Annotated in this window: 14 protein-coding genes; all 14 read left to right on the top strand. The window is 66.5% G+C overall.

Annotated elements, in window-relative coordinates; genetic code table 11:
- Positions 1-5 precede the first annotated feature (5 nt).
- Positions 6-1,316 carry a FliI/YscN family ATPase gene (locus tag GGQ98_RS12155; RefSeq protein ID WP_184069956.1) on the top strand — a complete coding sequence of 437 codons (1,311 nt, stop codon included), beginning with the start codon at positions 6-8 and terminating at the stop codon, positions 1,314-1,316.
- A 1-nt stretch (position 1,317) separates the two neighbouring features.
- Positions 1,318-1,734 (top strand): hypothetical protein, encoded by a 417-nt coding sequence (locus GGQ98_RS12150; protein ID WP_184069870.1) that lies wholly within the window; start codon positions 1,318-1,320, stop codon positions 1,732-1,734.
- Between the two features lie 75 nt (positions 1,735-1,809).
- A complete protein-coding gene (locus tag GGQ98_RS12145; RefSeq protein ID WP_184069868.1) occupies positions 1,810-3,315 on the top strand; it encodes a flagellar hook-length control protein FliK in 1,506 nt (501 codons plus the stop codon).
- A gap of 11 nt (positions 3,316-3,326) precedes the next feature.
- The gene (locus GGQ98_RS12140; RefSeq protein ID WP_184069866.1) at positions 3,327-3,884 is read left to right on the top strand and encodes a flagellar basal body-associated FliL family protein; all 558 of its coding nucleotides are present in this window, start codon (positions 3,327-3,329) and stop codon (positions 3,882-3,884) included.
- A 7-nt stretch (positions 3,885-3,891) separates the two neighbouring features.
- The gene (gene fliM / locus GGQ98_RS12135; protein ID WP_184069864.1) at positions 3,892-4,881 is read left to right on the top strand and encodes a flagellar motor switch protein FliM; all 990 of its coding nucleotides are present in this window, start codon (positions 3,892-3,894) and stop codon (positions 4,879-4,881) included.
- A gap of 16 nt (positions 4,882-4,897) precedes the next feature.
- Positions 4,898-5,212, top strand: a complete 315-nt coding sequence (gene fliN, locus GGQ98_RS12130; RefSeq protein WP_184069862.1) for a flagellar motor switch protein FliN — start codon at positions 4,898-4,900, stop codon at positions 5,210-5,212.
- Positions 5,213-5,240: 28 nt separating this feature from the next.
- Positions 5,241-5,549, top strand: coding sequence for a flagellar biosynthetic protein FliO (locus GGQ98_RS12125; RefSeq protein ID WP_184069860.1), 309 nt, complete (start codon positions 5,241-5,243; stop codon positions 5,547-5,549).
- Positions 5,539-6,330, top strand: a complete 792-nt coding sequence (gene fliP / locus GGQ98_RS12120) for a flagellar type III secretion system pore protein FliP (protein WP_184069858.1) — start codon at positions 5,539-5,541, stop codon at positions 6,328-6,330. Before GGQ98_RS12125 ends, fliP begins: the two co-directional genes overlap by 11 nt.
- 11 nt (positions 6,331-6,341) lie before the next feature.
- Positions 6,342-6,611: a flagellar biosynthesis protein FliQ gene (fliQ, locus tag GGQ98_RS12115; RefSeq protein WP_184069856.1), complete on the top strand. Its 270-nt coding sequence runs from the start codon at positions 6,342-6,344 to the stop codon at positions 6,609-6,611.
- A gap of 154 nt (positions 6,612-6,765) precedes the next feature.
- Positions 6,766-7,533, top strand: a complete 768-nt coding sequence (gene fliR, locus GGQ98_RS12110) for a flagellar biosynthetic protein FliR (RefSeq protein WP_184069854.1) — start codon at positions 6,766-6,768, stop codon at positions 7,531-7,533.
- A gap of 3 nt (positions 7,534-7,536) precedes the next feature.
- Positions 7,537-8,664, top strand: coding sequence for an EscU/YscU/HrcU family type III secretion system export apparatus switch protein (locus GGQ98_RS12105; RefSeq protein ID WP_184069852.1), 1,128 nt, complete (start codon positions 7,537-7,539; stop codon positions 8,662-8,664).
- Positions 8,665-8,773: 109 nt separating this feature from the next.
- Complete coding sequence (gene fliD, locus GGQ98_RS12100) at positions 8,774-10,759, top strand: flagellar filament capping protein FliD (RefSeq protein WP_184069850.1); 1,986 nt, start codon at positions 8,774-8,776, stop codon at positions 10,757-10,759.
- Positions 10,759-11,142 carry a flagellar export chaperone FliS gene (gene fliS / locus GGQ98_RS12095; protein ID WP_184069848.1) on the top strand — a complete coding sequence of 128 codons (384 nt, stop codon included), beginning with the start codon at positions 10,759-10,761 and terminating at the stop codon, positions 11,140-11,142. Before fliD ends, fliS begins: the two co-directional genes overlap by 1 nt.
- A complete protein-coding gene (locus GGQ98_RS12090) occupies positions 11,139-11,456 on the top strand; it encodes a hypothetical protein (protein WP_184069846.1) in 318 nt (105 codons plus the stop codon). The genes fliS and GGQ98_RS12090 overlap by 4 nt, the downstream gene beginning before the upstream one ends.
- Positions 11,457-11,547: the final 91 nt, after the last annotated feature.

The following is an 11,547-nucleotide window of genomic DNA, read 5'->3' as shown; positions in this document are numbered from 1 at the left end:
CGCAAATGCTAGGCGGCATCGGCCGAACACCGATCGACACCGCGCCGCTCCAGATCGGGCGCCTTACCAGCTACGACGGCATGCTCCTGGAAGCCTCCGGCCTCGCCGCGCCGGTGGGCACCGTCTGCCGCATCGAAACCGCCAGCGAGGAAACTGCGGAGGCCGAGGTCATCGGCTTTCGCAACGGCCGCTGCATCCTGATGTCGCTCGGCCAGCGCGCCGACGTGCTTCCCGATGCGCGGGTCTTCCCGCAAAGCAACCAGTCGCGCGTCGATGTGGGCGACGGCCTTCTCGGGCGCGTCATCGACGGCTCCGGCCTGCCGCTCGACGGGCTCGGCGCAATCGAGACGCAGCAGGATTGGCCGCTCGTCGGGCGGCTGCAAAATCCTCTCGAACGCGGCCGCGTCACTGAAGCCTTCGACGTGGGCGTGCGCGCACTGAACGGCCTCTTCACCTTCGGGCGGGGCCAGCGGGTCGGCATCATCGCCGGGTCGGGCGTCGGCAAATCCGTGCTGCTCGGCATGATGACGCGCTATTCGAAAGCCGACGTCGTCGTCGTCGGCCTGATCGGGGAGCGCAGCCGCGAAGTCACCGATTTCCTTGCGACCAAACTCCACGGCCCTGCGCGGCAGCGTTCCGTTGTCGTCGCGGTTCCGGCCAATCATTCGCCGATCATGCGCATCCGGGCCGCGCACCGCGCCACCGCGATCGCCGAATATTATCGCGGGCAGGGCAAGAGCGTTCTGCTCATCATCGACAGCCTGACGCGCGTGGCGCACGCGCAGCGCGAAATCGGGCTTGCGCTCGGCGAACAGCCGACCGCGAAGGGCTATCCGCCCTCGGTCATCTCGCTGCTGCCGAACCTTATCGAACGCGCGGGCAACGATGCGACATCGGGCGGTTCGATCACCGCGTTCTACACGGTGCTTGCCGACGGCGACGATACGCTCGGCGATCCGGTCGTCGATACCGCGCGCGCGATCCTGGACGGACACATCGTGCTGTCGCGCAAGCAGGCCGAACGCGGCGTCTATCCGGCGGTGGACATCGCCGCGTCGATCAGCCGCGTGATGAGCGACGTTGCCGATCGCGGTCATATCCGCGCCGCGCAGATGCTGAAGCGCCTGTTCTCGCTTTACGAGGAAAACCGCGATCTCATCCTGATGGGCGCCTACAGCCGAGGCAGCGATCCCGCGCTCGATGCCGCCATCGCGGCGCAGGCGAGCATTACCGATTTCATCACGCAGGGCGAGGACGCCCCTGTCGATTTCGCGGCATCCGTCGCGGCGCTGATCGCGCAGTTCGGCGAGCATTGATATGGCGGGGAAGGCGGATCGTCTCGCGCGCGTGGCGCGCATCCGCACGCTTCAGAAACAGCATGCGCTTGCCCAGGAGGCGAATGCCGCCGCCGATCTCGATCAGGTGCGCCACATGCACAGCCGCATCGAAACGCTCCGCGATTCCTACACGCCCGTCGCCGACGACGAGGCTGCCTTCGCGCTCAAATCGATGGCGCATCAGTACGACCGGCTCGGCAAGGCGCTTGCCGCCACGCGCGACCGCGCGGCGCGGGCCGAGCTGCGGCTGGAAGATGCCCGTCAGGTGACGCTCGGCGCACATCGTCGCAAGCGCGCCGCCGAGGAACTCGCGGACCGTGCCGGGGCGGCCGAAGCCCGCGAGGCAGAGGCGCGGCGCGAACGCGCCGCTCCGCCGAGGCGCATTCCGCGCGCCTGAAGCGGCGCCTGTCGATCCGCCCCAAAATGGCACGCTTATTGCTGAGTGTTCGGCTGAAAGAGCGAAGGGGTTCAAATGTCTGTCAACGCGACTGGTCTTGGAGAGCTTCCGGCACTGCCGGAGCTGTCGCTGCAGACCGCGGCCCGCCCCGGAATTCCGGCCTCCGCGCCCGATTTTCTGTCGATCATGGCGCTGAAAACCGCGCCTCCCGCCAAAGCCGGCGGACCCGGCCCCGCCGTCGGGCTGCCGTCGGCAGGCGACGGAAACCCGACGTCGGCCAAAGCGCAGCCCGCCGTCCCGGCGGTCGCCGTTCCCGCCGTTCCCGCCGCTTCTGATGAAACCGCCGAAAGCGACCGGGATATGGCCATCGATCTTCCGCTTCCCGCCATGCCGTCGCGCCGGTCCGTGCCGTCCGAACCGAAAGCGCCGGGCGGACGTTTCGCGGCTGTCGCGGCCCGCTATCCGGCACCCGCCGAGCCCGCGACGGTTCCGAAATCCGCAACCGGCGCAGACAGTGACGCCGATGCAGAAGCTGGGGATGAAGACACGCCCGCCGTGATTACGCCGGAGGCGCGCATCGTTCCGCAGGCTGCCCAGCCTGCCGTTCCCATCGCGGCCCCGTTTACAGCGCCCGTACCGCCGCCGCCCGCAGAGACCGCTGTTTCGGATTCCGACCAGACAAGCCCGGCACCAACACCGGCACCGACCTTTCCGACGCCCGAGCCTTCGCGCGCCGATCAGCAGGGCGTGCCCGCACGCAGCGACGGGCCGCCGCCGTTTGCACAAACCGGCGGCGATACGCCTGCCGCCGATGCGCAGGCCGATACGGCGATGCCGCTGACCGTGGCCGGCCCGGCGATGCAGCGCCCGCCGATATCTGAGCGCCCGGCCAATCTTGAGGCCACGGAGGCTGCCGACACGGCGGCTCTGACGCCCGGAACCCTTGCAGGCGCGGGCACTGAGTCCGAAGCCGTAACCCTGCCAGCACCGCTGCGCGACGCCGTTCCGGCATCGCAGACGCCGCAAGCGGTGCAGACGCCGCAGATGGGGCAGGCCGTGCTTGCCGCGATCCATGATGCCGCACCCGGCCTGCATGCGCCCGAACGCGGCGACGTGTCGCCGGGCCAGGCGGCGCAGGCCGAAGCGCTGCTCGACGATCTGTTCATCGGCGCCGCCGGCGACGAGGCGTGGGTCGATCAGCTCGCCGCCGATGTCGAAACGCTGGTGAGAGGCGACAGGCGCGAGGCGCAGTTGCATCTCAAGCCGCGCGAACTCGGCGATCTTTTCATCCGGCTCGAAACAAACGGCAACCAGGCCAGGGTGCATTTCACGGTGGAAACCGCCGCCGCGCAGGGCTTCATCACCGATGCCGCGCCGCGTCTTCACTCCATGATGGAAACGCGCGGCGTCCGCCTGGAGGAAGCCTCCGTCGATGTCGGCGGCGGGCGTCAGGATCGCGGCGAGCAGCCGCGTGAAACGCCCGCTGATCCGCTGTTCGGCAGCCGTCCGCGCAGCGCCGCGTCGCAAGCCGAAACCCTTCGTACCCTTGTTCGCCAGACCGCCATCGAGCGCTTCGCCTAGGAAAGATCGACATGAGTGATACTCCCGCACCTGCCCCCAAGAAGAAGAGCGGCCTTGTCGGCAAGCTCATTCCCGTTATCGGCGCCCTTGTTCTGCTGGGCGGCGGCGCGGCGGGCGGCTGGTATGCCACGACGAGCGGCCTGATCGGTGGCGGCCACGGCCCCAAGGTGGACAAGAACAAGCCGCAACTTGTCGAACGCGCGGAAGGCGGTGACGCGCCGACGCAGACCGACGCGGACGGCGACGGCCATTACGAGACGATCTATTTCGAGATGAAGCGCGAGTTCACCGCGAACCTGACCGATCCCAACCGCTATATCCAGGTCGGGCTCGGCGTCGCGACGAACTACGACAACCGCGTGATCGAGGCGGTCGAGAAGAACGAGCCCGCGATCCGCAGCGCCATCCTCGGCGTGCTCGGAGAGCAGACCGCCGACCATGTCGCGACCGTGAAGGGCAAGGAAGAGCTGCAACGCCGCCTTCGCGCCGGGATCAACAAGACGCTTCAGGACAAAACCGGTTTCGGCGGAATTTCCCACGTCTATTTCACCAGCTTCGTAATCCAGTAGGCGCGCCATGAGTTCCGATCTCAATCTCAGCAAGGAAGAAATCGAAGCGCTGCAGGCGGGCATCGCCGACGGCAGCATCGCATCGGGTGCGGGCGTGATGCCCGACGGTGTGATCGCGCCGTGGAGCTTCGACAGCGGCGACGAACGCGAGTTCGGCGACCTGCACGCACTCCACATGCTGAACGAGCGCATCGCGCGCGGCATGCGGCAGGTGTTCCAGCCGATGCTGCGCGTTGCGCCCAAGGTGGATTGCGGTCTCACCTCGCTCGAATCCTTCGGCAGCTATTCGGAAGGCTTCGAGGATTTCCTCAGCCTCACCATCGTCCGCATGGAGCCGCTGCGCGGCAACGGCCTCGTGGTGATGAAGCCTGATCTGATCGGCACGATCGTCGACGCCTATTACGGCGGCCGGGGCGAAGCGCCTGCAACGCGCGCAAGCGAGTTCACCGCCGCCGAAGACCGCGTGCAGCAATCGCTGCTCGGCCGACTGTTCGCGCAGCTCGATGCGGCGTGGGCGGATATCTTCCACCTTCAGTTCAGCCGCATTTCAAGCGAAAGCCACCCGCAGTTCCTCTCGTTCCTCGAAACGAACGACATGGTCGTCGTTACGCGCTTTCTGCTGCACCTGCCGCGCGGCGGCACGTCGGCCATCGATGTGGTTTATCCGCTGAACGCGCTGAAACCGCTGCTGCCGCTGCTGCGCCTGCGGATCATCACCGAACAGAGCGAAACCGATCCCGGCTGGAAAGGCCGCCTGAAATCCGCGCTGCTCGATGTCGAGCTGCCGGTGCGCTCGATCCTTGCGGAGCCGACGATGTCGATGCGCGCGATCATGGCGCTGAAGGTCGGCGACGTGGTGCCCATCCATGTGCCCGAAGAGCTGCACATGCTCGTCGAGAAAACCACATTCGGTGTCGGGTCGCCCGGCGAGGCCAACGGCAACGCCGCGCTGAAGATCCGAACCATCGCGCGTCCCCGCGCCACCACCAACCGCTAGTTTCAAGGAGCCTGACATGACTGAAGCCGAAGCCGCCGAAAACGCCAGGGCCGAGGATCCCTGGAAGCCCGGATCCGCCAACCTTCGCCTGCTGCAGGAAATCGATGTCCGCCTTTCGGTCGAGGTCGGCACCAGCCAGGTGAAGATCCGCGATCTGCTCAACCTCAACGAAGGCAGCATCGTCGAGCTGGACCGCCCGGCGGGCGCCCCGCTCGACCTGTTCGCAAATGGCACACTCTTTGCGAGGGGCGAGGTGGTGACGGTCGGTGGACGCTTCGGCGTACGGATTACCGACATTGTGGCACCGGGAGAACGCGTCAAGGACATCTGACGCGTCAAGATTTTGACGGGGGTGGACCTTGATCGGGGATTATGTGTTGCGGCTGGCGATCATGCTGCCGCTGGTGTGCGGGCTGATCGTTGCCGGATTGTGGCTCGCGAAACGCTATAACCTCGGCGGACTCACGGGCGGGCTCAAATCCCGCACCGCCGTCCGCTCCGCCGCCCGGCTTTCCGGAACCGTGTTCCTCACCCCGGCGGTCAAGCTCGCCGTCGTCGATTTCGAAGGCAAGCGGCTCCTTCTCGCCGTAACGAAGCAGGGCGCGAACCTCCTCTCCGAAGTGCCCGCGATCAGCTTCACGCTCGAGGACGACGACGATGCGCGCTGATCGTCTCAAACGCTTTGCGCCGTTTCTCGTCGCCGCGCTGTTCCTGCTTGCCGCGCCCGCGCTCGCGCAGACTGCGCCCGCCGGGCCTTCGCCCGTCCAGTTCGCCGCCGATACGTTGACCGGCGCTGCCGCGCCCGGCGCGCGCCAGCCGCTCTCGCTGTCGCTGCAGGTTCTCGTCCTGATGACATTGCTGTCGGTGCTACCGGCAGTGATCCTGATGATGACGGCGTTCACGCGCATCATCATCGTGCTTTCGATCCTGCGGCAGGCGCTCGGCCTTGCGCAGACGCCGCCCAATCAGGTGCTGATCGGCCTGTCGCTGTTCCTCACCTTCTTCGTGATGAGCCCGGCGCTGACCGAGATCAACGAAACCGCCTTCAAGCCCTATGCGGCGAACGCCATGCCGATCGATACCGCCGTGGAAAAGGGCGGCACCGTGCTGCACCGCTTCATGATGGCGCAGACGCGGCAGAAGGATATCATCCTGTTCGCCAACCTGAAGAAGGACGGCGCCTATGAACAGGCTTCCGACGTGCCGTTTTCGGTGCTGCTGCCCGCGTTCGTCACGAGCGAGCTGAAGACGGCGTTCCAGATCGGATTTCTGATCTTCCTGCCGTTCCTCGTCATCGATCTGGTCGTCGCTGCGGTGCTGATGTCGCTGGGCATGATGATGCTGTCGCCGACGCTGATCTCGCTTCCCTTCAAACTGCTGCTGTTCGTTCTCGTCGACGGCTGGGCGCTCACCATGGGCTCGCTCGCCGGCAGCTTCTTCACGACTTGAGGGGACACGCGATGGATGCAGCCTATTTCACCGCCGCCGCCGGACAGGCGCTCTGGATTCTCGTTCTGGTTTCCGCGCCGGTCATCATCCCCGCGCTCGCCATCGGCGTGCTGCTCGGCATGGTGCAGGCGGCAACCTCGATCAACGAGGCGACGCTCAGCTTCGTGCCCAAATTGCTCGGCGTGCTCGTCTGCCTCGGCCTCTTCGGCGGGCTGATGATGGGGCTGCTCGTCGATTTCACGCAGGACATTTTCGAGCGGATTCCGGACCTCGTGCGATGACGGGCGGACTTGCCGTTCACCCCTCCTCTTCAGGGGAGGGGCCGGGGGTGGGGCGTCGCCCCAAACGCCATCCCCGGAAATTCCATCACTGCTCCACCCCAACCCCTCTGAAGAGGAGGGGCTTTCAGGGCCTCGTCCTTCGATGAGCGAAATCATGTCCATCGGGATCGAGGCGTGGCTGATGCAGCTGATGTTCGCCATGCTGCGCATCGGCGGCACGCTGGTGGCCGCGCCGATCTTCTCGGCGATCGGCGTGCCGCTGCAGGTGCGCATCGTGCTCGCGGGCGCGATCGGCGTGCTGGTGCTGTCGGTCTATCCGGTGAACGTGCCCCACGACATCCTGTCGCTGCAGGGGCTGGTGATCGTGATCCAGGAGCTGATGATCGGGCTTTCGGTCGGCTTCATCCTGCAGCTCGCGTTCGCCGCGCCGCTGCTGGCGGGCGAATATATCGCCAATTCGATCGGCCTCGGCTTCGCCAACATGGTCGATCCGCAGAGCGGCAACAACAGCGCGGTCGTCGGGCAGTTCCTGATGATCCTGATGACGCTGCTGTTCCTGGCGCTGAACGGCCACCTCATTCTCGTGCGCCTGATCGTGGAGAGCTACGCGCTGATGCCGCTCGGCGGGGACTGGCTGACGCGCGACCATTTCTGGGCGATCGTGAAGTTCGGCGGGTTCGTGTTCGCGGGCGGGCTCGCCATCGCGTTGCCCGTCGGCTTCGCGCTGTTCGCGCTCAACCTGCTCGTCGGTGTGCTGACGCGCACCGCGCCGCAGCTCAACATCTTCGCCGTCGGCCTGCCGCTGACGCTGATGGTGGGCTTCGTCGTGCTCGCGATCGCGTTTCCGGCGATGAGCGACCTGATGCAGTCCGCAGCGGACACGGGCCTCGACGAGGCGCAGACCTGGCTGGAAGGGCGTTAGGCGGTGGCCGACAAACCCGAAAAGGACCAGCAAACCGAAGCGCCGACCGAAAAGCGCAAGCGCGACGCGTCGAAAAAGGGCGATGTCCTGCGCTCGCGCGAACTCACCACCGCGCTCGTGATGCTCGTCGGCGCGGGGTATCTCGCGCTTGCGGGGGGCTGGATGGTCTCCAGCCTCGAAACCATGCTGAAGACCGGCCTGCTCGGGCTCAAGCACGGCGGCACGAACTTCCAGCCCGCCGCGATGACGTGGGCGCTGGGCAAGGCCGTCGCGTTCCCGCTCGCGGGGCTGCTGGGCGCCTGCTTCGTCGCGGCGATCGCCAGCCAGGCGCTCCTCGGCACGTTCCAGTTCAACATGTCGCTGATGGCGCCCAAGGCCTCGCGCATGAACCCGATGAACTATGTGAAGCGCACCTTCGGGATTCAGGGTCTCACCGAGCTGGGCAAATCCATCCTGAAGGTCGTCCTCGTCGGCGCGATCGGCTGGTGGATGCTCTCGGGCTACGCGCGCGACATGGCGGCGCTCGGCGCGGAAGACGTGATGACGGCGATCGGCCACACCGGGCACCTCGCAATCGTTTTCATGCTCGTCCTGTCGTTCGGGCTCGTCCTGGTGGCGGGGATCGATATTCCGCTTCAGGCGATCCAGCTCCTGCGCAAGCTCCGCATGTCGCGGCAGGAAATCAAGGACGAGATGAAGCAGACCGAAGGTTCGCCCGAGGTGAAGATGCAGCTTCGCCGCCGCCAGCGCGAAGCGACGCGCAACAACATGCGCGCGGGCATGCAGCAGGCGCATGTCGTGCTGACGAACCCGACGCATTTCGCCGTGGCGCTGCGCTACGACAAGACGCGCGATCTCGCGCCGATCGTCGTCGCGAAGGGCAAGGATCTCGTCGCGGAGGTGATTCGCGATCTCGCGGCGGAAAACGAAGTGCCGGTGCTGTCGTATCCGCTGCTCGCCCGCGCCGTGTTCTTCACCTCGAAGATCGGCCAGGAAATCCGCGACGATCTTTATGTCGCCGTGGCGGGCGTGCTGGCGTTCGTGTTCAGCGTGGAGCGCGACCGCCTGAGCCAGCCGGACATCGACGTGCCCGAAGGTGCGCGCTTCGACGAGACGGGGCGGGCACTGTGATGCGCGCGCCCGCGAATCTTTACCGATTATTCCCTAAATCCCGGGCAGAACCGGTCGTCAACAGTCAGAGCGGATGGCGCGCGTCCGCTGGAACAAGAAGGCAGTCTCAATGTCCATCCTGACATCGCTCGGCAGTGGATCGGGAATCGATACCACGCAGCTGATTGCGGACCTCGTCGCCGCGCAGCGTTCGGGCAGCGACACGAAGCTGACAGCGCGCCAGACGGCGGTGGACGCCAAGATTTCCAGCCTGTCCACGATCAGCTCCGCGCTTGCCGCCTTCTCGTCAGCGCTCGGTTCGCTGGTCGGCAGCGGCGCGCTCGGGCGTCAGGTCATCAGCAGCGATACGTCCTCGATCGCGCTGTCGCTGAGCGGGTCTTCGAGCCCGCCGTCGCTTTCGCATACGCTTGAAGTGACGCAGCTCGCGCAGCGCCAGACGGTCGCATCGGCAGCGGTCGCCGACCGCAATGCGCCGATCGGCGAGGGCACGCTGACGATCGATTTTGGGACGCTTTCGGGCACGTTTCCAACGCCTGCGGGCTTTTCGGCGGGCACCGCCGCGCCGCTTGCCATCACCATCGGGCCGGAAAACAACAGCCTCGTGGGGCTTCAGCAGGCGATCAACGCATCGAACGCGGGCGTCACCGCCTCGATCGTGGAGGATGCAAGCGGCGCCCGCCTTGTTCTGCGCGGCGAGACCGGCGCGGCGAGCGCCTTCACCATCGACGCCAGTGCCGGCCTCGAAGCCTTCGAATTCGGCCCCGGCACCGCCGGGATGACGTGGACGGCGCAGGCGAAGAACGCTGTCGTCGTGATCGACGGCCTTACCGTGGAACGGCCCACGAACAGCATTTCGGACCTTGTTTCCGGCCTGAAGCTCGATCTGATGAAGCTCACCGACGGGCCGGTGACGCTTTCGAGCGACTATGATGCCGCGACGCTGAAAACGGCGGTCGGCAATTACGTGGATGTTTATAACGAGCTTGTGTCCATGCTCGCGACGGAAACCCGGCCCGCGACAAGCGGGACGGAAGCCGGCGCGCTGGCGAGCGACCGCACGACGCGCGATCTCAAACGGATGCTCGCGGACCTCAGCACCCGGATGCTGCTGACCGACGGCGGCGGCCCTTCCAGCCTTGCCGAAATCGGCATCAAGACCAACCGCGACGGCACGCTCAGCATCGACGACGCGGCGCTCACGAAGGCCGTGACCGACCATCCCGGGCGTGTCCACGACATGTTCGTACCGGGCCAGACGAGCAGTTCGCCGCTGGTCGAGATCGCCAGCAGCCTCGGCGCGGCGAAGCCCGGAACCTACGCCGTCACCGATATCGTGGCGGCGACGTCCGGCACGCTGAGCGGCGCGGCGGCGGCTTCGGCCTTTGACGTGCCCGTCGTGATCGATGCGACGAACAAGAGCTTCACCGTCACGCTCGACGGCCGCACCTCGCTCGCGATCAGCCTGCCCGAAGGCAGCTACGCGACCGGCGCGGCGCTCGCTGCGGCGTTCGAGACCGCAATCAACGACGATTCGGTGCTGAAATCGTTCGGCCTGTCGCTGAGCGCGGCGTGGGACGGGTCTAGCTTCACCTTCACCTCGCGCGGCGTGGGCAGCACATCGGGCATTACGCTGGTGGGGCTGGACGGCACGCTCGCCGGCACGCTCGGGCTCGACGTGCCGAGCGCGATGGCGGGCACCAATGTTTCGGGCAAGATCGGCGGGGTCGATGCCATCGGCATCGGCAATCGCCTGATCGCCGCGTCCTCGTCTTCCGCATCGGGGCTCGCGGTTAATATTCTGGGCAACGCCACGTCCTCCACGATTGTCGTGCGGTCGACCGTTTCGGGCCTCATCAGCGACATCCAGAAGCAGCTCTCGGCCGCAGGCGGCGGGTTCACGACGGCCTCCGAAAGGCTGGCCAAGGAAGCCCAGTCGATCGCCGAGGAGCAGGAGCGGGTCGAGGCCCGCAGCCTTGCGCTCGAAGACCGGCTCACCATCCAGTTCGCCGCGATGGAACGCGCCATCGCGGCCTTCAACAGCACGCAGGAGTATATGAAGCAGCAAATCGACTTGTGGACGCGGGACGCCGGCTGATGACGCACGCCCTGCGCGCGCGGCAGCAGTACGCCGCAATCGACACCGCCACCCGCACCGAGCAGGCAAGCCCGCACCGCCTGATCGAGATGCTGTACGACGAACTGCTGTCCGCGCTTCGGCAGGCCGGTATCGCGATCGAACGGCAGGATTTTTCGCTGAAAAGCAGCCGCATCAGCCGCGCGCTTTCGATCCTGCACGGGCTCGAATCGGGTCTCGATTTCAATCGCGGCGGCGCGGTCGCGCAGTCGCTGGCGGCCGCCTACAACGATCTGCGTCAGGAGGCGTTCGCGGCCGGGCGCGATAACGACGCGCGCCGCCTCGCGGCGGTGACGGACGCCGCTGCTGCGCTCGCCGAAGCCTGGCGGCAGATTCGCCCGTGACGGCCATTCCGGCGCTTCTGGGCGATCTCGAATCGCTGTCCGGCATGGCGGCGCACGCCGCTGCCGGCGGCGACTGGACTGCGGTTGAGCGATATGAAACGGTGCGAATCGCGATTCTGAAGACGCTTTCCGGGCTCGCCGCCGATCCGGCGCTGCGTGCCGAGGCGCTCGGTGCGCTGCGCAAGGCCGATTCGCATTCCGTGACGATCGGCCATGCCATCGACGTGGGCCGCCGCGCGCATGAGCGCAGCACAAGGGCGCTGCGCCAATCCGGCACCGCGCGCAGGCTCTATGGAAAGGCGAGAACGGCCTAGCCCGTCTTATTCACCGGGAGCATGGGATGGGGTTGGCGGACGTGGTGTAAGTTACTGATCTGGAATAGAGAACGGGTGCTTACGCCATCCC

Source organism: Sphingosinicella soli (assembly GCF_014199685.1).
Taxonomy (GTDB): domain Bacteria; phylum Pseudomonadota; class Alphaproteobacteria; order Sphingomonadales; family Sphingomonadaceae; genus Sphingosinicella; species Sphingosinicella soli.
This window is presented reverse-complemented; position numbering and strand designations above follow the sequence as displayed.

Coding starts and splice junctions, on each gene's coding strand:
- fliM (WP_184069864.1), top strand. CDS start 3,892: ATGAGTTCCGATCTCAATCTCAGCAAGGAAGAAATCGAAGCGCTGCAG.
- fliD (WP_184069850.1), top strand. CDS start 8,774: ATGTCCATCCTGACATCGCTCGGCAGTGGATCGGGAATCGATACCACG.
- GGQ98_RS12140 (WP_184069866.1), top strand. CDS start 3,327: ATGAGTGATACTCCCGCACCTGCCCCCAAGAAGAAGAGCGGCCTTGTC.
- GGQ98_RS12150 (WP_184069870.1), top strand. CDS start 1,318: ATGGCGGGGAAGGCGGATCGTCTCGCGCGCGTGGCGCGCATCCGCACG.
- GGQ98_RS12145 (WP_184069868.1), top strand. CDS start 1,810: ATGTCTGTCAACGCGACTGGTCTTGGAGAGCTTCCGGCACTGCCGGAG.
- fliQ (WP_184069856.1), top strand. CDS start 6,342: ATGGATGCAGCCTATTTCACCGCCGCCGCCGGACAGGCGCTCTGGATT.
- fliP (WP_184069858.1), top strand. CDS start 5,539: ATGCGCGCTGATCGTCTCAAACGCTTTGCGCCGTTTCTCGTCGCCGCG.
- GGQ98_RS12155 (WP_184069956.1), top strand. CDS start 6: ATGCTAGGCGGCATCGGCCGAACACCGATCGACACCGCGCCGCTCCAG.
- fliS (WP_184069848.1), top strand. CDS start 10,759: ATGACGCACGCCCTGCGCGCGCGGCAGCAGTACGCCGCAATCGACACC.
- fliN (WP_184069862.1), top strand. CDS start 4,898: ATGACTGAAGCCGAAGCCGCCGAAAACGCCAGGGCCGAGGATCCCTGG.
- fliR (WP_184069854.1), top strand. CDS start 6,766: ATGTCCATCGGGATCGAGGCGTGGCTGATGCAGCTGATGTTCGCCATG.